Annotated in this window: 18 protein-coding genes; 5 read left to right on the top strand and 13 right to left on the bottom strand. The window is 35.1% G+C overall.

Going from position 1 to position 25,876, the window contains the following annotated elements; genetic code table 11:
- Positions 1-246 precede the first annotated feature (246 nt).
- On the top strand, positions 247-528 hold the full coding sequence (locus ACNO7W_RS07335) for a hypothetical protein (protein WP_417937605.1): 282 nt from the start codon (positions 247-249) through the stop codon (positions 526-528).
- Positions 529-890: 362 nt separating this feature from the next.
- Here the strand turns inward: ACNO7W_RS07335 and ACNO7W_RS07330 are convergent, their stop codons facing one another.
- The 6 genes from ACNO7W_RS07330 to ACNO7W_RS07305 form a co-directional block, all read right to left on the bottom strand.
- Positions 891-1,439 carry a chlorite dismutase family protein gene (locus ACNO7W_RS07330; protein WP_417937604.1) on the bottom strand — a complete coding sequence of 183 codons (549 nt, stop codon included), beginning with the start codon at positions 1,437-1,439 and terminating at the stop codon, positions 891-893.
- Positions 1,440-1,531: 92 nt separating this feature from the next.
- Positions 1,532-2,338: an ABC transporter ATP-binding protein gene (locus ACNO7W_RS07325; RefSeq protein ID WP_417937603.1), complete on the bottom strand. Its 807-nt coding sequence runs from the start codon at positions 2,336-2,338 to the stop codon at positions 1,532-1,534.
- A 26-nt stretch (positions 2,339-2,364) separates the two neighbouring features.
- The gene (gene ntrB / locus ACNO7W_RS07320) at positions 2,365-3,246 is read right to left on the bottom strand and encodes a nitrate ABC transporter permease (RefSeq protein WP_417937602.1); all 882 of its coding nucleotides are present in this window, start codon (positions 3,244-3,246) and stop codon (positions 2,365-2,367) included.
- A 108-nt stretch (positions 3,247-3,354) separates the two neighbouring features.
- Complete coding sequence (locus tag ACNO7W_RS07315; RefSeq protein WP_417937601.1) at positions 3,355-4,584, bottom strand: CmpA/NrtA family ABC transporter substrate-binding protein; 1,230 nt, start codon at positions 4,582-4,584, stop codon at positions 3,355-3,357.
- 32 nt (positions 4,585-4,616) lie between these two features.
- Positions 4,617-6,068 carry an alginate export family protein gene (locus tag ACNO7W_RS07310; RefSeq protein WP_417937600.1) on the bottom strand — a complete coding sequence of 484 codons (1,452 nt, stop codon included), beginning with the start codon at positions 6,066-6,068 and terminating at the stop codon, positions 4,617-4,619.
- Between the two features lie 369 nt (positions 6,069-6,437).
- A complete protein-coding gene (locus tag ACNO7W_RS07305; RefSeq protein ID WP_143388135.1) occupies positions 6,438-7,136 on the bottom strand; it encodes a Crp/Fnr family transcriptional regulator in 699 nt (232 codons plus the stop codon).
- Positions 7,137-7,314: 178 nt separating this feature from the next.
- Here ACNO7W_RS07305 and ACNO7W_RS07300 point away from each other — a divergent pair, with 178 nt between their 5' ends.
- The 4 genes from ACNO7W_RS07300 (at position 7,315) to katG (ending at position 15,831) form a co-directional block, all read left to right on the top strand.
- Positions 7,315-10,827 (top strand): molybdopterin-dependent oxidoreductase, encoded by a 3,513-nt coding sequence (locus ACNO7W_RS07300; protein WP_417937599.1) that lies wholly within the window; start codon positions 7,315-7,317, stop codon positions 10,825-10,827.
- 76 nt (positions 10,828-10,903) lie between these two features.
- Complete coding sequence (locus tag ACNO7W_RS07295) at positions 10,904-12,343, top strand: rubredoxin (RefSeq protein WP_417937598.1); 1,440 nt, start codon at positions 10,904-10,906, stop codon at positions 12,341-12,343.
- Positions 12,344-12,648: 305 nt separating this feature from the next.
- Complete coding sequence (locus ACNO7W_RS07290; protein ID WP_417937597.1) at positions 12,649-13,197, top strand: acyl-CoA thioesterase; 549 nt, start codon at positions 12,649-12,651, stop codon at positions 13,195-13,197.
- A 399-nt stretch (positions 13,198-13,596) separates the two neighbouring features.
- On the top strand, positions 13,597-15,831 hold the full coding sequence (gene katG, locus ACNO7W_RS07285; protein WP_417937596.1) for a catalase/peroxidase HPI: 2,235 nt from the start codon (positions 13,597-13,599) through the stop codon (positions 15,829-15,831).
- Between the two features lie 330 nt (positions 15,832-16,161).
- Here the strand turns inward: katG and ACNO7W_RS07280 are convergent, their stop codons facing one another.
- The 7 genes from ACNO7W_RS07280 to ACNO7W_RS07250 all read right to left on the bottom strand — a co-directional run bounded on the left by ACNO7W_RS07280 (position 16,162) and on the right by ACNO7W_RS07250 (position 25,875).
- On the bottom strand, positions 16,162-16,509 hold the full coding sequence (locus tag ACNO7W_RS07280) for a hypothetical protein (RefSeq protein WP_417937595.1): 348 nt from the start codon (positions 16,507-16,509) through the stop codon (positions 16,162-16,164).
- Positions 16,506-17,306, bottom strand: coding sequence for a type II toxin-antitoxin system antitoxin SocA domain-containing protein (locus ACNO7W_RS07275; RefSeq protein WP_417937594.1), 801 nt, complete (start codon positions 17,304-17,306; stop codon positions 16,506-16,508). Before ACNO7W_RS07275 ends, ACNO7W_RS07280 begins: the two co-directional genes overlap by 4 nt.
- A gap of 794 nt (positions 17,307-18,100) precedes the next feature.
- A complete protein-coding gene (locus ACNO7W_RS07270; protein ID WP_417937593.1) occupies positions 18,101-20,530 on the bottom strand; it encodes a hypothetical protein in 2,430 nt (809 codons plus the stop codon).
- On the bottom strand, positions 20,517-20,711 hold the full coding sequence (locus ACNO7W_RS07265) for a hypothetical protein (RefSeq protein ID WP_417937592.1): 195 nt from the start codon (positions 20,709-20,711) through the stop codon (positions 20,517-20,519). Before ACNO7W_RS07265 ends, ACNO7W_RS07270 begins: the two co-directional genes overlap by 14 nt.
- 253 nt (positions 20,712-20,964) lie before the next feature.
- Positions 20,965-22,578 carry an Eco57I restriction-modification methylase domain-containing protein gene (locus ACNO7W_RS07260; RefSeq protein WP_417937591.1) on the bottom strand — a complete coding sequence of 538 codons (1,614 nt, stop codon included), beginning with the start codon at positions 22,576-22,578 and terminating at the stop codon, positions 20,965-20,967.
- Entirely contained in the window at positions 22,565-25,552 is a 2,988-nt protein-coding gene (locus tag ACNO7W_RS07255) for an Eco57I restriction-modification methylase domain-containing protein (protein WP_417937590.1), read from the bottom strand. Before ACNO7W_RS07255 ends, ACNO7W_RS07260 begins: the two co-directional genes overlap by 14 nt.
- A complete protein-coding gene (locus tag ACNO7W_RS07250; protein WP_417937589.1) occupies positions 25,549-25,875 on the bottom strand; it encodes a helix-turn-helix domain-containing protein in 327 nt (108 codons plus the stop codon). The genes ACNO7W_RS07255 and ACNO7W_RS07250 overlap by 4 nt, the downstream gene beginning before the upstream one ends.
- Between the last annotated feature and the right edge of the window lies 1 nt (position 25,876).

The following is a 25,876-nucleotide window of genomic DNA, read 5'->3' as shown; positions in this document are numbered from 1 at the left end:
TGGTTCAACACCGACAATGAAACCAAAATCAGAATTGATAATGACCTTTTTACGTTAAAGGACAAATTAACTTTAAACAAAGTTAGAGACGACAAAGACAGCGTAGATTTTGCAAACAATTGGGACGAAATTAAACTCTACAAACATAATGATAGAGAATATATAGGAATACGAATGTCTTTCGACCCTTGCACAGGAATAGGTTGTAGTGTCAACTATTACCTGATTTATGACGTAAAAACAAAAATGAAAAACTTCTTCGGCACTTTTCGTACCGAAAACAAATTAGAGCTTTTTGATTTCAATAATAACGACAAAATTGACTATGTATTTAAAACATATATTGATGATGTAGCGGAAGAAATTGTGAACTTGTATGAACTATATTCAATGGGAATTAACGGAAAATTCAATTTTCAAGTTGACAACCAAAACAAACCTTATTTTATTAAGAGAACTTTTAACTCAGAAACTGATAAAGAAATTAAAGAAAAGTTTGAACAATATTGGATAACGAAAATAAAATAACCCCAGCTCCGCAAAGCAAAGTTTCCTACTTTACGGAAGTGAAAAACGGTCTAAAATCGAAAAATAAAACGTCAAAGTCCGATAATTTTCTGGGTTGAACAGGAAACATTAACTATTGAACAATCGCCTGATGTAGAGACGCACTGCAGTGCGTCTCTGCCGCGTCTCTAAGACGGTACGCAAATATATTTTATAGACACATAATAAAAAATCCCTGCAAATGGTTTCATTACAGGGATTTATTCAATAACACAAGCTAAACCAAAAACTAACTAACTTTTATTCACCATTCCCATATCTTCAATAGAGAATTTATCGGTTAATAAGTGTAATAATTTATCTCTTAACGCTATGATTAGCGTTTACATTCTTACCAATCTAATATCAATTTCCCTGTCCACATAACTCCATTCTTCTGTTTTTCGAAGTGCATTTAAAAGTTCTTCAAAAGCAGCTGCATCAGCTGGAGCGTATTCAAACCAGGTCAAAAAATCAAAAGGTTCACCAATATCCCGAGAATGGAATAGCTTCCGAGCAATTGCTGGCAAATATTTCATTCCTGTTTGGGTATGCTGGGATTTATTTTCCATTATTTTTCTACGTTCATCTTGCGCTAAATTCCACCATGCTTCCGATTTCCGGATGGGAATAAATGCAGCTAAAGTAGCTTCTGAGCGGCCTAAATCTTCTTGAATAGCAACCAAGTTGTCTTTATCCTCTTTCTCCGTATACCGAAGGTTACTCACAATTCCTTTTAGGGTCCAAAGTCCTTTATTAGACGGAACTAAAAAACTTGAAATCTTTTTTATGTGAGAAACCGGCTCTATTGGTTCTCCCTTCAAAGTAACCATTGAAATTACTTTCCATTCCCCAACATTATCGCCTACGAAATCAAAAATTGTATTATTCATATTGATTTATTTTTATAATTATTTAGGGTTTATATAAAAAAACCCCATAATGCCAAACCATTACAGGGAATCTCAACTAAACTAAACCAAAATTATTTTTCATAGACCATACCCATATCTTCAATGGAGAACTTATCCGTTAACAGATGTAATAATTTATCTCTTAGCTCAATATATTCAGGCATTTTTACGATTTCTATTTTGTTTCGAGGTCTTGGTAAATGGACTTCTACAATCTCCCTAATGGTTGAAGCGGGACCATTATTTAATACCACAATTCTATCTGACAAAAACAATGCTTCTTCAATATCATGTGTAATCATAACAATAGTTTTATCTCTATGGTTTAAGTTCCATAATTTCAAAACTTCTAATTGCATCGTACCTTTTGTAAGTGCATCCAATGCTCCAAAAGGTTCATCCAATAATAAGACTCCCGGATTGATAGCAAATGCTCTCGCGATTGCCACTCTTTGCTTCATTCCGCCTGACAATTGTCCTGGTAATTTATCTTTATGTTCAAATAAATTAACCATTTTAAGGTTTTTCTCTACAATTTCATGCTTTTCTTTTTTGGAACAATCCATTACGGCATCTACTGCCTGAAAAATATTTTGTTCTACTGTCATCCAAGGTAATAAGGAATAATTTTGAAAAACAATACCTCTATCCGGTCCTGGGCCTTTTATTTTTTTATTATCTAATTCTACTGATCCTCCTGTTGGAGTTAACATCCCTCCTATTGCATTCATAATGGTCGATTTACCACAACCTGAATGACCGATAATTGAGATAATCTCGCCTTTTTTGATGGATAGATTAATATCTCTTACTGCAATGTATTTTCCTTTTGGAGTTGGAAACGAAATTTCCAAATCTTTTATTTCTAAATAACTCATAGTCGTAAATTTTTAATTTGTTAAGTTTAATAAGCCACTTTGTTTTCGATGAAAGTAAATATTCTGTCAAAAAGCAATCCTACTATACCAATAATGATAATGGCTGATATTACTTTTTCAAGACTTAATGCATTCCAGCTGTCCCAAACAAAGAACCCAATCCCTGCTCCGCCAGACAACATTTCACCGGCAACAATTACCAACCAAGCGACACTGATACTCAAACGTAATCCTGTAATGATGTGGGGCAAACTGTACGGAATTAAAATTTTAGTCAGGTATCTCATTTTGGAAAATCCAAATGCCTTAGCCACATTTTTATGATCTTGCGGAATCGATGCTACTCCAAAAGAAGTGTTTATTAACGTGGACCATAATGACGTTATAAAAACAATAAATATGGTTGCCATTCCTGTATCTTTAAATACAACCAAACCTATTGGAAACCAAGCCAGAGGCGAAACCGGTTTAAGCAATTGAACGATCGGATAAAAAATTTGTTTACAAATAGTACTGGCTCCCATTAAAATTCCAATTGGAATAGCAATTAAAGAACCTAACAAAAATCCTAACAATACCGTTTTTATAGAACTGAATAATTGCAATCCAATTCCTTTATCATTTGGTCCATAATCATAGAACGGATCGCTTAACATTTCTTTCAAAACCGTTAGCGTAGCCGTTGGACCAGGAAGTGCATCTGCAGTATAATAACTCAATAAACTCCAAAATCCGCCAAAAACCAACAAACCTACACCTGCCAAAAGCAATGATTTCGATTTTACAAGTAAAGTATTTAATGCTAATTTGAGTTTATAATTTTCTTTTACGACACTTTTTTTTGTCTCTGTTGAAACATTGATTTCTGAATCTAGTGTATCAATGGTTAGTGTGTTTTTATCAGACATGGTAATAAAATTTAGTTTAATTAAGGTATTTCTAATGTCTCATCCCTCCCGAAGTCTCGGGACTCTCTGTAAAGAGAAGGGGTAGAGACAATGTAATTTATTTTGGATTTATCTTTTTACAACTTTTAAGTAAGCTTCAGGGTTTGATGGGTCAAAAACAGTTTTATCCATAGTAAGAGCAAACGGTTTCATATCATCATTTGGAACTTTCACTTTCATGCTCTTAGCTACTTCTTCGTACAAATCTTGCAAGATTAATTTATCAGCAATTGCAGCATAATTTGGAGCTTCTTTCAAATATCCGAATCTTACATACTGTGCCATCGCCCAAATCGCATATGATTTACGAGGATAATTAACCATTCCGCCTTTGTGAAATAACATATAATCTTTAGAATAAACTTGTGTTCCCTGGTTACAACCTAAATTGTAATCTCCCATCAATCTAGCTTCAATTACATCAGCTGGTGCATTCACATAAGGTGTTCTACCAATAATAGCAGCCGCTTTTTTACGATTAGATGGATTGTCTAACCAGATACAAGCTTCCATTACGGCTTTCATTACTTTTACTAAATCTGCTTTACGTTTTGCACTGAAATCTTTGTTCACAACCAAAGCTTTTTCAGGATGATCTTTCCAAATGTCTTGAGAAGCTACCTGTGTAAATCCAATTCCTTGTTTTACGGCAACACCTCCCCAAGGCTCTCCTACGCAATAACCATCCATGTTTCCAACCTTCATGTTAGCTACCATTTGTGGAGGAGGAATAGTAATAATTTTCACTGATTTTTGATTCAAACCAGCGATAGACATCCAGTTACGCAACCACAAATCATGTGTTCCACCAGGAAAAGTCATGGCAAATGTCACTTCTTTTTCGGCTTTTAATTTGGCAGCAACTACTGGAGTTACTTTATTCATTTGTTTAAAACCCACTTTTCCACAAAAATCATTAGAAAGTGTAATGGCCTGACCGTTTACATTAAGCATCATGGCAATTTTCATTTCAGATCCAGCTTTACCACCAACTCCTGTGTATACGGAGAACGGCATAGAATACAAACAATGTGCTCCGTCTAATTCACCTGTTAAAATTTTGTCACGAACATTCGCCCAAGAAGATTCTTTGGTTACAATAACTTCAACTCCGTATTTTTTAAATAACCCTAGTTCTTTTGCCATAACAATTGGAGAACAATCCGTAAGTGGAATGAAACCTAATCGTACTGGATCACTCTGAGCGCTTATTGTTGTAAAAGCCGAACTCAGTACTATTAACAAAGTCAAAACAGCTGTTTTAAAACCCCTTGTTATTTGTTTATTTGAATTTTTCATTTTTTTTCTGTTTAAGAATTGAACACTTTAATTTATTTTTTAGCTAAAAAATTAGGTTTAATATTTACCATCAGATAAGCAAATTGTGGGCTAAGATCTGGTGTCGCAACATTTTTAACAGCTGCTGAAGCCATAGAATTGGTTGCTTTCATAAAAGAATATCCAGCTTCTAAATTGATCATTTTAGTTAAATTGTATCTTACTAATAAGTCAACCTCGGTACCTAAATAAGAATCTAATTCTCCTCCGGCTCCGTTTGACAAAGTGTTAGCAGATTCAAAACCATGAATGTCTAAAAAGAAAGTAAGGTTATCTTTCGCATTGTATTTCATTTTAAAGAAATAGTTCAATAATCCTTGTTTTCCAAAACCATTCGCTGCATAGAAATAATCCATACTTCCCCAGAATTTGTGTGGTGTTCCGTATAATGGATCAAAAAGATTGCTTTCTGAAGTCGCTGTTACTGCTTTTGTACCGTCATTTCCTGATAAATAATCAATTCCAGGACCTACAAATAATTTTCTTCCCACTTGCAAAGTTGATGTTACGGAAGCCAAATTAGCGCTTATAGATCTACCATCTTTGTCCTTACCCCCTTGATGGTACAAGCTTCCTGTAAGATTGAATTTTCTGGTAACATTAGTGTTGAAGTAAAATCCTGTAGTATTGCGACTCCAAACTCCTTGTCCATTTACTTTGGTAGTTACTGCAGGCGTTCCTGAAGTTACATTAGTGTATCTGTTAAAATCATCTTTAAAGAATAAAAACGAGATATCACCAAAGGAAAGTTTCTTTCCTATATAAGCATACTGAAATGATTTGTACATGGTGCCAATTCCGTTTGTACCGGCACCATAAACAGTAGGAACTCCGTTATAAACTGTTCCTGTGTTAAGTTCCTTGTTTTGGTTAAATGCAGCTCCAACATCAGCAATCCATCCTTTGTTTGCAAATTTGAAAACAATCGCATCATGCCTTCTTCCTTGTTGCAACCAATCTAAACCTCCTAACACTTTTTGGTCATCATAAGAGATTTCTTGACGTCCCACTTTTAAAGATAAATTTTGAATTTTGCTTATCGTGTCATTTAACATAATCTCTCCCCAAGCTTCATGCAATAGGATACCATTATTTGCTTCTGTTGTTGTTCTGTTTATGGTAGAAGCATCCTGTCCCCAAACGCGCACATCTTGTAACGCCATAAACACTTTGAATCTATACCCTGTGAACCCTATATTTAATCGTGCTCTTTGAGAATTGAACAATCCTGCTTTATCCCCTTCTTTTTGCAACGTTCCTTGACCTGCTCTAAGTTCAGTTCTTTCTCTAATTTGTCCCGTTGCGGTTAATTGAGCTTTTGCTTCATTGTGGCTTACAAATGTTAGGGCGATGCCTAAAAAAATAGATTTTGAAAGATTTGCACTTGAAATGCTTACTTTTCTTAAACCTTGAATACTTAGTAATGTGGTTTTAATCTTTTGCATAATCATATGTTTTAATTAGTATGAAGCAAATTTACGTAAGTACTTATACTTACGTACAATGTAAAATACAGACTAAAACAACTTTTTAATACTCAAAACACCGTAATTAAGACAGTTTTATTCCTGCTTTTTTACAGATAATAAAAACAAAACCAACTATAGCACGGCTTAAGCACTATCAAACACGTAGTGAAATAAATACGTACAGGTAAAATTTGTCTTGTGCAAGTCATGTTAATCAGCTTTTAAAAACATAAAAAGCGATTATTTATTCGAATAAAAAGAGTTGGGAGAATATATGTTCTCCAAAAGGAGACTACATATTGGAAGAAAAAAGGAGGAAGAGAAAATGGGAATTTATTGTTGCAACTATTTATGTTCTTTAATTTCTGATTTTAATTTATCGGTATTAATTAATCCGATTTTCTTACCAACAGTTTTAATAAGCAATTCTTTTTTTAAACTAGAAATTACCCGTATCACTTGCTCATCGGTGGTTCCGGCAAAATCTGCAATTTCTTTTCTGGACAAATCAAGCTCAATTACGCCATTCACTTGTCCAAATTTTCTATGAATATATAATAAGGTATCAATTACCCTTTCTCTCACATTCATTTGCGCAATTTTGCGAATATTATTCTCACTTTTATTCAACTCTTCCGCATAAAACAACATTAAATCAAAGGTAAATTCGGGAACATTATGAAGTATTTCCAGCATATCTTCATTACTGAAATTACATAATACCGTATCTTCCAGCGCATAAGCACCAATAAGATAGCGCTTACTGGTACCAAAACCTCTAAACCCGATTGTATCTCCATCCTTAGTTAATCGTACGATTTGTTCTCTTCCGTTAATACCTGTTTTTACCGTCTTTACCTTTCCTTTGTAAATAAAATACAAACCCTGAATTGGTGCGCCTTCAATTATAAATTGCTGTGATTTTTTACAAATAAAACTGCGCTTTCTATCAATATAACTTTTCATTTGTTCTAAATGAATATGCTTTTTAATAAAACAATTTTCATTTATGCAGCTGGTACAAGTGGCTAATTCTTCTTTCATGGATAAAATTTTAAATTGTTCACAAAATGATTTGGCGTTCAAAATTTATTTTAACCAAAATTATAAAATAAAATTCATTTAATACGTATTAATACGTAAAAATACTTATTTTTACACTTTCGTAAGATAGAAACAGATCAATATATTAAGCTTTCATTATTAATAAAGAAATTCAATAATGCAAAATTCAGAAATCAAAACTACGTGTTCCTATTGTGGAGTAGGATGCGGAATTATAGTAACCAATGATTCTAAAAATGGAGTAACCGTTACGGGCGATAAAGACCATCCGGTGAGTAAAGGGATGCTTTGCTCGAAAGGTATGAACCTGCATTATGTAGTCAATGATACCTCCGACAGAATCTTGTATCCAGAAATGCGATGGAGTAAATCGCATCCTATGGAACGTGTAAGTTGGGATACCGCTTTGGATCGTGCTGCAGCAGTATTTACATCCATAATAAAAAAACATGGTCCTGATAGTGTTGGGTTCTACATTTCCGGACAATGCCTCACTGAAGAATACTACCTAGTAAACAAACTGGTAAAAGGATTCCTGAAAACTAATAATATTGACACTAACTCTCGCTTATGCATGAGTTCGGCAGTGGCAGGTTACAAAAAAACATTTGGAGAGGATTCCGTTCCAATTGCATACGATGATATTGAATTAGCAGATACTTTTTTGATAACCGGAGCCAATCCTTCTTGGTGCCATCCTATTCTTTTTCGTCGAATAGAACAACACAAAGAAAAAAATCCAAAAGTAAAAATCATTGTAATCGATCCTCGAAAAACAGATTCGGCTTTAGCTGCGGATTTGCATTTACAAATCATTCCGGGTACTGATATTATTTTATATCATGCTTTAGCCAAAAGATTAATCGAAAAAGGATATGCCGACAATGATTTCATTAAAAACCACACTGAAAATTTCAAATTATATAAAGACCTTGTACTGTCTAGCTCATTAGAAAAAGCATCCAAACTTTGTGGTATTCCTTTAAATGACATCAAATTGGCCGCTGATATCATTGGTAAAGCCAAAGGATTTCTTTCGCTTTGGGCAATGGGATTAAATCAAAGTGCTATTGGCGTAGATAAAAACACAGCCTTACTCAACCTTTCTTTGCTAACCGGACAAGTAGGAAAACCAGGTTCAGGACCTTTTTCATTGACTGGACAGCCTAATGCTATGGGTGGCCGTGAAGTAGGCGGAATGGCAAATTTACTGGCAGTACATAAAGAACTAAATAATCCGGTACATCGTAAAGAGGTAGCTGATTTTTGGGGAGTTGAAGACCTATCTGAAAAACCGGGATTGACGGCTACTGAAATGTTTGATGCCTTGGAATCTGGAAAAATGAAGGCGATTTGGGTTATTTGTACCAATCCAATGGTAAGTTTACCAGACTCTCGAAGAGTGGAAAAAGCGCTGGCTAATGCCAAGTTTGTCATCGTCCAAGATATTTCCCATAATGCCGATACTTCAAAATTTGCCGATTTATTATTGCCGGCAGCAGGATGGTTAGAGAAAGAAGGAACCATGACCAATTCCGAAAGACGAATTTCTTATTTGCCGAAAGGTATCAATGCACCGGGAGAAGCACTTTCGGATGTGGAAATTCTGACTCGTTTTGCTAAAAAAATGAATTTCAACGGATTCAATTTCAACAATACAGAAGATATTTATAAGGAACATTGTCTAATGACAAAAAATACCAATATTGACATTTCCTTTTTAAATTATAATCGTCTTAAAAACGAAGGAACTTTTCAATGGCCCGTTCCTGATTACGGACATCCCGGAACACCGCGTTTATTTACCGATAAAAAATTCTATACGCCTTCACAAAAAGCTATTTTTAATATTCCAACAGCTATTGAAAATACTTCGGAACAACCTAATGATACCTTTCCGTACATTCTTACCACGGGTCGAATAAGAGACCAATGGCATACGATGACCAGAACGGGTAAAGTGTCCCGATTGATGACACATATCCCGAGTCCAGTGCTTGAAATAAATCCTATTGACGCCTACAAAGCCTCGATAAATAATGGAGATATTGTTGTGGTGACCAGCAAAAACGGAACCGTTCGTATAAAAGCAAAAGTTTCCGACACCATTCGAGAAGGTGTTGTTTTCTTGCCAATGCACTGGGGAAAACAATTGGAAAATGATTTGAATCGAACCAATAATTTAACCAACACACTTGTAGATCCTGTATCGAAAGAGCCCGATTTTAAATTCACAACTGTAGCGGTTGCCAAATACGTGAAACCTTTCGAAAAAATCGCTGTTGTGGGCGCTGGAGCGGCTGCTTTCCGATTCATTCAAAACTACAGGGAAATCAATACCACTGACGAAATTATTGTTTTTTCAAATGAGGAAAATCCTTTTTACAACAGGGTTTTATTACCTGAATACGTAACTGCGGAGCTTTCGTGGGAACAGCTTTTAAAAATAAAAGACGAGGCATTAAGCAAGCTAAATATCACGATGAAATCGGGTGTTTCAATTGACAACATCAACACCAAAGAAAATATAATTCTTGATAGCGATGGTACAATACATACTTTTGATTCTTTGATATTAGCTACAGGAAGCAGGCCTTTTATTCCTGAAAATGCGCAACTGCATTTACCGGGACGATTTACCATTAGAAAAAAAGAAGATGCAGACCGATTAAAAAACTATTTGGACGATACTAATTTAGTTCCCGAAGAACAACATGTAGTTATCGTAGGTGGTGGATTATTAGGATTGGAATTGGCTGCTGCTTTAAAACATAAAAAAGTAAAAATCACGATAGTTCAAAGGGCTTCCCGATTAATGGAACGTCAATTAGACCGAATTTCGAGTAAATTATTGGCCGAAGAAGTACAACTTCGTGATATTCAAATTTATTTTGATAATGAGGTAAGTACGGTTTTTGATACCGATAATGCCAATGAAATTGAAATTGCCCTGAAAAGTGGTCGAATTATTACTGCCAATGCCATCGTTTATACCATTGGTACGATTCCAAATATAGAATTAGCCAAAGAATCAGGAATCTCCTGCGGACGTGGCGTAAAAGTAAACCAGTATTTACAATCATCAAATCCAAATATATTCGCCATAGGAGAAATAGCCGAATTCAACAACCAATTATTCGGAATTACTTCAGCTGCCGAAGAACAAGCTGATGTTTTGGCTAATTTTATGGCTGGTGATATCAGTAGTTTTTATAAAGGCTCGGTTTTGATGAATATCCTGAAACTCGAAGACATCAATTTATGTAGTATTGGCGAAATAGAAATCCCAGACAATGACGATTCTTATGAAGAAATTGTGTTTGCTGATTTAGGAAAAAGATATTATAAGAAATGTATCGTCAAAAACGACTTATTGATTGGCGCTATTTTGATGGGCGATAAAAGTGAGTTTGCCGAATTCAAAACCATGATTGAGAGCAAAATCGAATTGTCTGATAAAAGAAATACTTTATTAAGAGGCAGTTCGAATGCAAAACCAGTTTTAGGAAAACTTGTTTGTTCCTGCAGCCAAGTGGGACAAGGTAATATTGAAGAAGCCATCAAAGGTGGTGTGACTAACTTTACCGAATTATGCAAAACCACAGGTGCTGGATTAGGTTGTGGAAGTTGCAAAACCGAAGTGAAAGAAATCTTATCAAAATGTAAATAATAGTTGGCAGTATTCTGTAATCAGTTAGCAGTCAGCAACTGAATACTGAACACTGAGAACTGAACACTAAAAAAATATGGAATTGACAAGACTAATAGTAAAAGGAGGCGTGATTTCACCAGGTGAATTACGAGAAATTGTAAATATGGCTTTAGAACAAGGATTGGATGCAATCTCCTTTGGTTCTCGACAAGACATTATATTTCCTAAAGGTTTTACCCCTATAGAAAAGGAAAAAACAGGTAAGAATTATTTTGTTTATCCCAATGAAAAAAGTGGAAACAACATTGTTTCTTCCTATGTATCTACAGATATTTTTAGAAATACTCCTTGGCTGACGGGAAATAAATTTTTATATATTTTAGAGCAATTTAAAGAACAACCCAAGCTAAAAGTAAATATTACAGATCCAAAACAACAGTTAGTTCCTTTGTTTACAGGACACATCAACTTTATTGCTTCAGATCATGAAGATTATTGGTTTTTATACATTCGTTTGCCAAAATGGGATAAAATGGAAATGTATCCCGTACTGATTTACAGTTGGAATACCGCCGAAGTATATTATGCCATTGAAAAAATACTCGAAGAAGAACCTGATTCTGTCGAAATGATTTTTCAATTGATCAGCGATGCTTTGGACACAAACAATCGAACAATTGATAAACCCTTAAACATTCCTTTTTACCCTTTTCCTTACTATGAAGGAATGAATAAATTAGGCATCGATCAATATTGGCTAGGTTTGTATTGGAGAAATAATCTATACGATTTAGACTTTTTAAAAGAAATGTGCGATTTATGTTTTGATTGCAAAATAGGCAAAATATGCATCACGCCATGGAAGTCCTTTATCGTAAAAGGAATTCCAAAGGAACGAAAATTAGATTGGGAAAAATTCTTGGGTAAAAAAGGAATTAACGTTCGTCACTCCTTATTGGAACTTAACTGGCATTTACCTGTTGCCATGGAATGGGCTTTAAATCTCAAAACTTTCCTGGTTCGAACATTGGACCAATTTGATATCAGTACCTACGGACTTACCTTTGGTATATCAGAATACAATCGTGAGGGACATTATTTCACTTCGATTGTAGTCGAAAAAAATGAATTGCCAAAAGATTTAGAATCCATCAAAATTAGGGATACGTATAATGTTTTGTATGCTAAAAATTTTGATCCAAATACCAAAGAATATATTGTTCACACGCAAGATGTCGACAAATTGGAATTACCAACCATTTTGATTGAATTGAGTAGAAAATATTTTGAAGAATTAGGGAATTTAGTTCTTGAAGTAAGCACAACAGCAACCAAAAAAGAGAAAAAAGAACAAGATATCCATCAATGCCCAGAATGTTTGACCTTATATAATTCAGAATACGGAGATATTGTTCAAGGAATTCAAAAAGGAGTTTTGTTTAAAGATTTGCCCGATGACTACTGTTGTTCTTTATGTGGATCTCCAAAAATAAATTTTATAGCATTGACAGGAGAAAAAATGGACACTTTGTGATAATAGAAAAAAAAACGACACGAATTATTCTCACTTGATTTTGACACGAATTTTATTCAATGCAAATCTAAAGGTTAAGGATTCGTCAGTTCGAGTTGAGTAATAATTTGCGATAGAAAATTTTTACGAAGTATCGAGAACCCTTACTTTTTTAAAGGCTTCTCGATACAATTTTAAACATTAAAGCTATCGCATTAATGTATAAAATCACTCGAAGTGACGCTTGGAACTGCTTTACCTTAATAACATTTAACATCCTGAGTAGCAAAAAAAACTCTCATTTGCACCAAAAAAACCATTACAATATGAATACTACTTTCAAAACGGTAAGTTCTTCTTACATTACAATTTCCGAATTAATGCTGCCTTCACACACTAATTTTAGTGGCAAAATACATGGAGGTTATATTTTATCATTACTCGATCAAATTGCGTTTGCCTGTGCTTCAAAATTTTCTGGGAATTATTGCGTAACTGCTTCTGTGGATACCGTTAACTTTTTAAAACCTATTGAAGTGGGCGAACTGGTAACGATGAAAGCCAGCGTAAATTACGTGGGAACAAGCTCTATGATTGTTGGTATTCGTGTGGAATCAGAAAATATTCAAACAGGAACCGTTAATCATTGTAATTCGTCCTATTTTACGATGGTTTCCAAAGACAAAGAAGGAAAAAATGCAGCCGTTCCCGGATTAATACTTACCAATCTAAAAGAAGTGAGTCGTTTCCAAAACGGTGTAAAACAAATTGCTTTGAAAAAAGAAAGAGAATATCAAAAGAGCATTGCCACTTTTGGATCTATAGAAAGTATTTTGAGTTTAAATCAGTATAATGTGAAGGTGGAGTTGCAGTAATAATTAAGATTACTTAAAATTAAAATAGCAATATCCTACGGCTTTAGGCAGGTGGGTATTTTAGAATTCAGTCTGCCTAAATTTAGTACAAAAGTTTAATAGAATTACTCCTTTTCAATTTATTCCTTCTGCCCCCATTTTGGTAAACCCTAGACTTGCTATAAATAGGATTTACAGATTAATCAACCATTTAACTAATTCTCGAGTTTGTGGGCTTAATGCTGGCTGGGTAATATCCAAATACTCTGATTCCCTTTTAATTAACCATTTCCCATAAGTTGATTGCATAACTTATTTTAACAACAACTATAATTTTTATCTATTGTAAAAATAATTTAGATAAGAAAAAATAGGTAAATTAGCATTGAAAGTTGTATAAAACAAAAAAACAATCGCATTATGGAAAATAATAAAAATGGGAGCACATCAGATAATGTTAACGTTGAAAGCAAGTGCCCGTTTTCAGGAGGAGCTCAAAAGCAAAGCGCTGGCGCTGGAACGAGAAACAATGACTGGTGGCCTAATCAGTTGAAATTGAATATCCTCCGCCAACATTCTTCACTGTCCAATCCGATGGGCGAAGAGTTCAACTATGCAGAGGAGTTCAAAAGTCTCGATCTGGATGCAGTGAAGAAAGACATCTTCGATCTGATGACTACTTCTCAAGACTGGTGGCCAGCAGATTACGGTCACTATGGGCCGTTATTCATTCGTATGGCGTGGCATAGCGCAGGTACGTATCGTATCGCGGACGGTCGTGGTGGTGCGGGTTTCGGTACCCAGCGATTTGCACCACTCAACAGTTGGCCTGACAATGCGAATCTAGACAAGGCTCGTTTGCTGCTATGGCCAATCAAACAGAAATATGGCAAGAAAATTTCATGGGCTGACCTGATGATTCTTGCCGGAAACTGTGCCCTTGAGTCGATGGGCTTCAAGACCTTCGGTTTCGGTGGTGGACGTGCCGATGTTTGGGAACCTGCGGAAGACATCTATTGGGGTTCTGAGGGAAAGTGGTTGGATGACAAACGCTATACGGGTGACCGCGAACTGGAAAATCCTCTTGCTGCCGTTCAGATGGGGCTTATCTACGTGAATCCTGAGGGTCCTAACGGAAATCCTGATCCACTCGCAGCAGCCCGTGACATTCGTGAGACTTTTGGCCGCATGGCTATGAATGATGAAGAAACTGTTGCGCTTATTGCCGGTGGGCACACCTTTGGGAAAACCCATGGTGCTGCTGATCCAAACAAATACGTGGGCCGAGAACCAGCTGCAGCGAGCATTGAGGAGCAAAGTCTCGGCTGGAAAAATACATTTGGTAGCGGTCATGGAGAAAATACTATTACCAGCGGGCTAGAGGGTGCTTGGAGTACTACGCCTACAAAGTGGAGCAACAACTATTTCGAGAACCTGTTCGGCTTCGAATGGGAGCTAGACAAGAGCCCGGCTGGTGCGCATCAGTGGAAACCAAAGGGCGGCGCAGGTACCGGTACAGTGCCAGATGCGCATAATCCGTCAAAGAGTCACGCACCAACAATGCTTACGACTGACCTTTCCTTAAGATTGGACCCTATTTACGAACCCATTTCAAGACGTTTCTTCGAGAATCCGGATGCGTTAGCAGATGCGTTCGCTCGTGCATGGTTCAAGTTGACGCACCGCGATATGGGTCCAATAGCGCGTTATCTTGGCCCAGAAGTGCCTAAGGAACAACTAATCTGGCAAGACCCGATCCCAGCCGTTACGCATCAACTAATTGACGATAATGATATTGCTGCGCTGAAGGCTAAAATACTTGATTCAGGATTATCTGTGTCCCAACTGGTAGCGACAGCCTGGGCTTCAGCATCAACGTTCCGTGGCTCCGATAAGCGTGGTGGCGCAAACGGTGCTCGTATTAGATTGGCACCTCAAAAGGATTGGGAAGTCAACAATCCTAGTCAACTGGCAAAAGTGCTAGAAACGCTTGGTGGCATCCAAGCAGCCTTCAACAGTGCTCAATCTGGCGGAAAGCAAGTATCACTAGCTGACTTGATCGTTTTGGCGGGATGTGCAGGAATTGAGAAAGCAGCTGCAACTGCGGGTCAAGATGTGAAAGTTCCTTTTACACCGGGAAGAGCCGATGCTTCACAAGAACAAACTGATGTTGAATCATTTGCTGTCCTGGAGCCTGAAGCAGACGGTTTCCGTAACTACATGAAGGCCCGATACACTATATCGGCAGAAGAAATGCTGGTTGACAAAGCGCAACTAATGACACTCACTGCACCTGAGATGACTGCACTCGTTGGAGGTATGCGTGTCCTTAACGCGAACTTCGATCAGTCTCAAAACGGTGTTTTCACGAAGCGTCCAGAGGTACTTACCAACGATTTCTTCCTGAACTTATTGGATTTGGGTACGACTTGGAAGGCCGCTTCGGAGTCTCAAGATGTATTTGAGGGTCGTGACCGTACAACAGGCGAATTGAAGTGGACAGCTACCCGTGTCGATCTCATCTTCGGTTCGAACTCAGAACTTAGAGCAATCGCTGAAGTCTATGGATGTGCCGATTCTCAAGAGAAGTTTGTAAAGGACTTTGTGAAAGTTTGGAACAAGGTAATGAATCTGGATCGTTTCGACCTGGTCTAATTACAGCCCTGTATTATATAGTATTAAAAGGTGGTCTGGTAGCGGATCACCTTTTTTATTTCCTAAATTGAACTGCTTTTTCCATTTTATCACAGCTGGTCGAAGCGACATCCCATTTTGCTTCGGTTTTTTATTATTAACCTGAGTTCGATTATTAAAGTATTGATTTTCATCACCGTTTATAATCCTGCAAGGTTTCCAAAACCTTGTAGGTATCATTTTTTAGATTTACAACCTACAAGGTCAAAAAAAAGACCTTGCAGGAAAACCATTTAACCACAAATTAATGATATACAATTTATTAGTGGTAAAATAATAATCGAATTCAGGTTATCCAAAATAATTGATAATTCGCTCTCTGTCCTCATTCTCCTTATCGTTTTTATGGTATATTTCAATAAAAACAATCCTATTATCGTCCTTGAAATAAGCATAAACTAAACGCAATCCGGAATTAACTCCTTTACCTTTTAAAGATTTACAAGCTATTTTTTTTACTTTAATCACACAACTTTCAATTCCTAAATTATCAATTCTAAAACTGAAAGGAGGTCTCGCATCAGGTAAAATTTCCAAAACTTTTTTTACAACTTCTATATCGTCATTTAAAGTCTTATACTTTTTCAACAGCGTTTTTAAATCTTTCTTAAATGGCTCTGCTTCTTCAAATAAAATCATAATTCGATATCTTCTTCATAATTTCTTACTGAAAAAGGAGGTTCCCTATAAAAAGCTAATTCATAATTAATATCTTCTCCATCTTTTGAAGCCATCCAAGGAATGTCTTTATGTGAATAATTACTGACCGCAGAAGCTGACCAATCACTCATCTGTTCGATTACTCTATCAATTATTTCTTTCTCACTAGCTTTTAATGCTGTTAAATCAGCTTTCTCTAATGGCAAATAGCGTGTTTGAGGAAAACCGTGATATACTGATTTTATACGTTGTATTTGATTAAAATCAATCATTTGATTAATAATGGTATCCAAGTTTTGTGGTACTGGCCCAAAAGGTAATTTGCTGTAATTTGCTCCGGTAAGATGTTCCTCATATAATTCATAATAATTAAAATCAGAAAAATACAATAGCTTGTATAAAACAGTTTCTCCAACGTTTGGTTTACCGGCACATCTTTCCAAGATATACAATAGCACATTTTTAAACTTACTTATTTGTAAAGAAGGAACTGATACTCTGTCAGTGACCGTTTTTGGCTTTTCAGCTTCTTCTGAAATAATAACTCCATCTGTTGTAAAGCCTTCAGACATAAAGTCGTCCAACGAAAAACCAAGCACTTGAGCAAACTTTTGCAACTCTATAATATTTATGCTTCTTTTTCCTAACTCTATTTGTGTTAAAGAAGGTCTGGATATTCCAACATTTTTTGCCAAGTCTTCCTGAGAAAGTTGTTTTTTCTTTCTTAACTCAATAATACGCTGACCAATTTGAATTTGTGAAATTTGAAAAAACATAATTTTTGAGAGGTTCGTTTGTGGCTACAAAAATACAAAATGTTTTAATAGCAAACATTTTTTTGTTTTAATTTAAAACAATAATTAAATACTAAACTGAAATAAAATTTTAGAAACTAGCGCAAGTGCAATGTCATTAAGGTTAAGAAAAAATGAATTGCATTTACTAGGATTGTCGAGCTACTTGTGTGATCTCTCCTTCGTCGAGATGACAAACTTTCTTGATAAAAAATATAAACCATGCGCGTTTTGTCATTGCTTCGCCAGTTCGCTATCGTTCGTGTCCGACAAAGGAGGAATCTCAAACCAAATGCGATATCGCTATTTTTTTAAAAATTTAGTTTCAAGGCACAAGCAGAAAGTTCCTGTAAACTGGGCGGTTATCTTTAGGAGCAGAATGATTGGCATTTTCAAGAACAAATCCTCCTGCTGTCCGCTGTATCTCTTCGCTACGCTACGAGGATGCCGCTACCATCAGGGCTAGGAATCACGAACTTTTTTCATAATAACATTTCCACAATCTGGTCCTTGCGAGGAACTACCTGTTCGCCGGGGCGAAAGCAATCACACATAAATAGGCCTCTCAAAAGTAAGAACTAACTACAAAATACTCTTTATGAAAAAAGCTTATAATTGGTTCATGAACCGCGCTACAATCGCTACGTTTTGTATTATAATTAAAGTAGGTACCCGTTGAAAACGAGCACCAGAGATAGTGGACAAACGAGCGCCAGTAGAGTTACCAAACGGCGGTTATCGGCTGTTCTTCTGTCCGTATGAAATTTTCCGATCATTTATTTTATTGGTGTATAATGATTTTCGTCTAATAAATTTACTATTCCACAATCACACCGAACATAGTTTGTATTACTGATATTCTCATAATGAACAAATGATTTACACGAAGTACAAAATATGATTTGTTCAATTTCAATCCACTTTTTAAAAATAGCATCTATCTCTTCAGTCGTAAACTGAGTAGCTTCATTCTTCCAATGCACACAATAGTTTCTGAATATTGTCCCAGTTTCAAACTCGTCAAGTAATCCAAAAAGTTTGTGTTGAGTGTTTGGAAGTTTGATTTTATCTCTAAATCTTTTTGCAAGCGGATTGTAGTAATCTGAAAGTGTGTAAATATTTTCTACTCTATAAGGAATTGGAGTTTCTATATTCTGACAAAGAATTCCAAATATCCATTCTAAATACTTACCTAAAGTTTGTCCCGCTGTTATTGGGTTATCGTCATCAATGTATGATTGAATTTCCTCCAAATAATTTTTTGATGGTTTAAATTTAGGTCCTGTTGAATAATCCCAAGATGTAAATTTATATCGTTGCCATTCAGGAAAATTTCTTTGCACAGTGTCAAAGAAAATTTGGTCATGGGTAAACATTAGAACTTGGAAGTCGCTGAACTTTGAGGCAATTAATTTTGCAACTCTTGGTCTTTTAAAACTGTCAAAACTATTTACAACATCGTCTAAAATAAAAAACTTGAAATCTTTGTTGAATCGTTTTACTGCTGCAAGAAAAAACGCAAGCCCAAAACTGTTTACTTGGCTTTCACTTAGAAATTTAAAAGCAGGAGTAATTTTTTCCGAAGCAAATTCAATCTCTAATTCAACTGCTTTATCTTTTCCCGTAATAAGTTTTAATGCAGGATTTTTAATGTCAGGATTTGAGTTTTCTAAAACATTGAAGTAATCTACTACATCAGCGGAAATACTTGTGAAAGTGTTTTGAATTTCTGTCTGAATGTAAGCAGTAAGACAATTAAAGAAGGTCTGAAGATTGTCTGTGATACTTTTTAGATAAGCCACTTTCTCCTTGTTGATTGAATGACTTTTGAAATTATCAATGATATTTGAAATGTTGGTGTAATCTTGTGCTAAAGTTTTTGTTGTTTCATCTTTTGACAATGCTGCTATTTTATCAGCAACAAGTTTTTTACTTGCCAATTCATTGGAAATGATTATGTCAATTTTTGCAATTGCACTTTCATTGCTGATTGATAGCGTTGTTAAATCTTTAAGTTGTTTTTTCAGAGTAATGATTAAAGTTGGAAGAGATGAATTGACTGTTGTCAAATCATCAAAGAAAGTTTGATATGCTACCAACACAACTGAACTACTCTCGGCTTCAATAGCTGCTATCTTTCTTGAAATTCCTTCAAACTGTTTTTCCAGCAAAGATTTTTTTGTATCAAACTCAGTTTTCTTCTTGTTAAGTGCAGACAAAGAATTGTGTTTCGCTGAAATGTGCTGCAACAAATCACCATTAAAAGTTTCATCGCAGACTGGGCACTTTGATTTGTCTTCCAACTTGGAAATTACTTCAATGCTTTGTTCGTAAAGAGAAGAAAGTATAAGTTGCTTTATGCTTTCCTCATTCTGCTTCAAGTCAGTAAATAATAGTTCAAGTGCTATACAATTTGCCTTTACAGTTGTGATTGGATAAAACTGGTTTTGCCTTATTTGAAACGCTTTCCACTCTGTAAGTTCTTTAGTTACTGGATTTTTCTGAACGATTTTTTGTAAAGCAGTCTTTACTGTTTCTGCTTCTTTGAAAGTTGTGATTGCTGTTATTTTATGTTTTGCAGCAATTGTATTGATGAATTTGACAACAATTGCTTCGTCAACTGTTGTCAATCCAGTTATTGCATTTATCGTATTGCTACTTGTTGCAAAAGCTGCTTCCAGATTTTGTAAATTAATTATCTGCTTGTTAAGAGTTGCTTGCAATGTGTCTTGCAGCGATGAAAATTTTTCAAGTCCAAAATATTTTGCGATGTATTCGTACCTAGCTGCTTTCCGCTTGTTACAAATAAAATCATTCAGATCCGTGTAACGTAGGTAATTTGGATAAGTGCTTAATGCTTTAAACTCATTGTATTCTCCTGTTGTGGTTGGTGTAGTTATTTTCTTCGGGTTAAATATAGCAGTGGCATTATTTATCAAAGGATGTTGAAAGTCAACTGAAATATAACTGTTAATTCCTCCCGATGCTTTGTGTGGCAAATCAGTTAGCAAAACTCCTTCTCGGCTTAGATTTTCAATATGAAATTTGTGAAGCCATTCCCAGGCATCAACCATCGAACTTTTGCCTGTTCCGTTTCTGCCATAAATTAAAGCAGAAGTTGTCTTGCTACCTTTTACCAATTCAATAGAAACAGGCAACCGAAGTCCTCTGAAATTTTCAACAGTTATTTTCTTAATCTTCAGCATCGGCTATAAATGTTTTTCTTACTTCTTCTTCTTTCTTTTGCAAACCTATTGCAACAGCGTTCTCGAACTTTGAAGCACTAAAACCTGTATCAGAAATAAATCCCTCAAGTTTCGTTACAAAGTCCTTTAATTCTGGTTTTTCAGTTTTTAGTCCAGTAATCCATTCTTTAAGTTCTACCATATTCAAAATTTATTAATGTCGATTTCTTGTATTTTGAGTGTCGAACATAGAATAGCCGATAATGTTCGGCCGCTTGGCGATGTGGCGGATTAAAGAAGCCTAGACTTTCGGTTAATGACTAATTTTTCAAGTACAAAACCATCTTTAAATTAAGCCTAAACCCGCCATATTGCCAAACGGCGGTTATCTGCTGCCCCTTTTTTGCTTTGGTCTGTGTGTTGGTGTCAGTGGTGTATTGGCTTGGCAGGTTGTTTTATGCCTTGCCTCTGTTTAGTCTCCTTGCCGACAATTTTTTCCAAATGTTATGGGCTAAATCAATTTCCTTCTGTGTTAAGCCGTAATGTTGCTTTAAAATTATTTGATTAGTGATTTTGAGTACCTCTTCGATGTCAGTTTTATCCCGAATTAATTTATCTATTTGCGACAATAGCTCTGCGTTGTCCTTGTGGTATGGAAGCAAAATTTTCTCTGCTTCGTTTGGCATCAATTCTAAAACTCCGCCACCGTGGCTTCGTCCTGAAACTTCAGCAAATGCAAGCGAAAGCGAATTATAGTAGCTTGCTGTTAATGCTTTAATATCTGTGTTAGGATTTACAAAAACACGGTGCATTGTGTCAGTCGTATATGCTTCTGCTTCATTAATTATTAACCTTGGATAAAGGTTATTTCGTCTAATAAATAAAGCGTCAGAAATTTTCAAAGACGGAACAACAAACCAATCATTTCTTATTCCTGTTTTGTACCCTTTATGAATATCTAAACTTTCTCCGTGAGCAATATATTTTACAGCTCCGTTGTTTTGGTTTAATTTTTTTTTGTCAGGAAAGGCAAGTAAATGTGCTTTCGCATTAGAAAACTTGTTTTTCTCCCAATCTTCTTTTGTAAAAATAACACTGTTTACTTGCACACTTCTTCCAACCATTGGTTTAGCATAATCGTAAAGGTCGTATTCTTCAACTGTTGTAAGCGGGACAGTGAAAAAACTGTTTGCTCCTGTTGTAATGCCAACTTCAACTTTTGCGTATTTTCCAAGGGTGGGAATATTTTTTTTCTTTGCTATGTTTTCCAAAAAATCAATTTCTTCTTGCTCCAAAAAATAGAAAGTCCATTTGTTGGATTTAAAATCAATTTTCTTTTGTGGACTTTTTAATCTTGCCGTGTCAAGTGTTTTTAGTTCACTTGCATCTCTTAATTCAATATGTTCAATGTTATGTTCTTTAGTTCCGTTCTTTTCGCAAAGCAACAAGACAACCTCTTGCTGAATGTCAGGAAATACCAATTTTTCAAATGAAATGATATTTATTTTATTATAAAATTGTGCAATAAATTTTCGTAATTGTAACGCAAACGATACTTGCAAAATTTCTGCTGGTAAAACAAAACCAATTTTCCCCCCTTTATCTTTCAGCAAGAGTGAAGAGCCAACAACAAAAGAAACCCAAGCATTTGTGAGTTTAGAATACGTCAGACCTGCTTTTATAAAAATATCTCCTGCTTCGGCTTGTTGATTTCTGTCGAAAAACTGAAAGCGGATGTATGGCGGATTGCCGACAACTAAATCAAACCGTTTCTCTGTGTTATTGCAGTAAGTATGAAAATCATCGTTGATTAATTGCTTATTTTTGAGTTCAATTTTATCGGCTTTTTGGGCTTCTACTTCGTCAAACTCAATGGCTGTAATTGAGTTATACTTTGATTTTAAGCTCTTTAATTGCTCAAGAAATACACCATCCCCACAACTTGGTTCAAGTATATCAAAATCAGTACTACCATTAATTCCCCAACGCAAAATAAATTCTGCAATAGGTTCAGGTGTATAAAATCCACCCCTTAATTTTTCTGCTGTTGCATTCTCAATTAGCTTCATACAATTCTTTGATTAAAGGGATTAATAAATCGTCATTGCCTAAATCGTATAATTTGGCTAACAGCTTTTCCAAATTTGCTTTTTCTCTTATGAATTGTCCTTGTAGTGGCGTCAATGTTCTTTTATTTCCTATGTTTTTGTCTATTTGATCGTGTATGTTGATTAATTCTTTTTGTGTTTCAACAATTTTATCGTGTAGGGCTTTCTCTTTTGCGTTAGCAAAATCAATCTTACGGATAGGTAAATTATTAAGTACTTTAGTTCCTCTTGCAAAATAACTTCCTCTAAATATTTCGCCCGTTAAGATTACAAACCACTCAACGTATTTTGAGTTTAGTATTGCTTGAATATAATAAGTTGAATAATCGAATTTGTCGGGCATTGTGATGGCACAATAACCTGCCGTACCGCCTGATGTGAAAAGCGTTCCATAATTGTCAATTGCATACTTGTCGCCACTCGATAAAACACCAAGTATTATCTTTTCCTTTTTGTCCAAAATATTTAATCCTTGTTGTCTGCCAAACCTATGCCATTCGTTTGCTGTTGCAGGCTCTGGTTTTATATCTCTTTTTGGATTGTTCAGAATTGCTTTGTGTTTTTGTAGATAGTCAAAGGCTAATGGATACTTTTTCTGAATCTCATTAAGCATAATTATTTCAACACCTTTTTTAGAATTTTGATAAGGATAAATAACCCTTGCATTTGGTTTAAAAGTTCTGTAGGTATTAAGGTTATCTTCCTTCGATGATGTTTGAAAGTAAGGTTTAGTGATTGCCTTTTCAATCTTGTAATCAATTTTCTTTTTTGAAAAATAATAATACTTCGCATCTTCTTTCGTTGGAATGAAGATGTAAATATCATTGGCACTTGTTTGAATGCCATTGAAAATATTATTACTTCCAACTAAGTTAATAAGTGTAGAGCTTTGAGCAACAATTTTCTTGTAAGCGTTTATTAATTCAGGTGGAACTAAAACCCACACATCATTATCTAATTCAATGGTGTTTTTTGAAGCATATTTTACGGCTTCTGGTTCTCTAACTTTCCAACTTTTCAAGCTTTTAACTTCTGCGTATTGAAAAGTTTTTTGTGGCGTTTTGTTTAAGATGAGCAAACAAGTATAAGTTGTTTTGTCTGAAAAAACTTGATTTGCACCAAACGAAACTATAGAATGTAAATAGCCTTTTGTTGAGAGTTCTTCTCTTAATTTTTTACCTGCACCAACTTTTGTAAACTTGCTTGGAACTATATACCCTAGAACTCCATCAGTATTTAATAAGTTTATTCCTTGTTCAAGGAACAAAAAGTATTTATCAAACTGTTTGTAAGCAGAATTGTAATTTGCCTTGTAAAGAGGCAATTCAAGTGGTGTAATATTTTTCATATCCTCCGACTTCATATAAGGCGGATTACCAATAATTACATCAAATTTTAGTTTTGAAAAATCGAAAGGATTGATAATAACTTGGTCTTTCTTGTTACTGACCTGTGTTGGGTTCAGCAAACTGTTACCAAAGAAAATGTTATTTGACAAGTCAGGCAAAACAGGTTTGCTGGAGTTGGTTGATGATGTATTTTCGTCTTCCAAAAGCTTGAGTAATAAACCAAACTTTGCAGCCTCAACCGCATTATAATCTTTATCGACTCCGTAAACGCAGTTCAATAAAAGTTCCCTTTTTATTTTAAAAGGAAGCTTGTAAGTATTGATGTTGGTTTGAATTAGTTCAGTCTTGTCTGCTTTTAAATAGTAGTCAATCAAAATATCATTGAGTAGCTGAAAAAGTTCCAATAAAAAGGCACCTGAACCGCACGCAATATCTGCGAATTTCAGTTTCAAAATTTCTTTAGCAGTTTTACCTTGGCATTTCGTCAATACTGTTTTTCGCAAAATATCGTTGATGATAAATGTTGGCGTTGTTACAATATCCCTGTCGATATTTTCAGGCTTCTTTACTAATTCAATTGTGTTGTTATCGATTGTCAATTTTTCTGAAAGAAAAATTTCATAAATGCTGCCTAAAATATCAGAAGAAAATACACTAAAAGAGTAGGGACTTTCAGGATAGTAAAGTTGTTTTATTATTGTCCAAAAAGCAGAACTTATGTTTTCTACAATTTTATCTTTCAGCAATTGGTCAAACAAACCTGAATTATAACGTTTGTCAGCTTGTTCAAATTTTTTAATTAATGCTTTGAAATCATTTGCGTTTGCAAACGCAAAAAGAGTTTGATAATCTTCTAAATTTCTGTCTTCACAAACACGCAAAAACAAAATCCTGTTCAAATAGCTTTGAACAATATCATTTAATTCTTGCTCTTTTATTTTAGGGTCGTGTTTGTAAATTTCACTTCCTAATAATTTTCTCCATTCATTGAATTGTTGCAGAAATAAATTGTCGATTGAATACTGATTTAGTTTCGTTTCAATCGCTTGCCATTCCGTATCAAACGCACCTGAATAAACTCCGTCTTTGCCCAAGAGTTTTTTAATTTCTTCAAACTTGCTTTCGTATTCGGTGTAGTGATATTTTTTTATTAATGCCTTGTTGTAATTATCGCTTTCATCTACTTTAACAGATGTGTCGTAAATAACTAAATACTCAAAGTTAGAAAGAACCGAAATTTTAAGCTTTGCGGTAAATCCATAACGTCTTACTTGTTTGGCTGTATCATTGTTTAATTCAATTGCTATGCAAGGTTTTTTAGCTTCTAAAAAGAATTTTCTTTCAGAAAACAGTCGAAATGTATAATCGGGCTTTTTTGAATGTTCAGAAGCATTTGCTTTTAATGCTTCTTCTAATATTACTTCTCTTTCGTTAGTTGATTTTCCTGCATTGTTTTTTATATCCCAACCGAGCAATTCAAAAAACGGGTCTAAGAAATCACTGCGAAGCAGTGTTTCGTTATACTTGTTTGTCAAGTAATATTTTCTGTCAGAGGTATATTTTTCTATGAGTTGTTTAATCGTCATTTTTTCTTGTTGGCTTTTAAATATTCAACTTTATCTTCCGCTACTTTCAAGGTGTCAATATCGGCTTCTTCCTCCATTATTTTATAAGCGAATTGGTCGCTAAGTAATTCTTTAATTAATATTTTTTCATCTATTTTGAAGAATATAGCAATGTGTTTTATTTGTTCTTTTGTTGGTTGTCGTTCGTTGCGTTCAATTTTACCAAGCAAAGAAGTGTCAATGCCAATATGGCTTGCCACTTCTCTCAAAGAAAGATGTAAATCTTCTCTTAATGTTCTTAATCGTTCGCCTATTGTTGCGATGTTTTTTTTATTTGTCGGCATT

This window comes from Flavobacterium sp. ZB4R12, assembly GCF_048276375.1.
Taxonomy (GTDB): Bacteria; Bacteroidota; Bacteroidia; order Flavobacteriales; family Flavobacteriaceae; genus Flavobacterium; species Flavobacterium gawalongense.
This window is presented reverse-complemented; position numbering and strand designations above follow the sequence as displayed.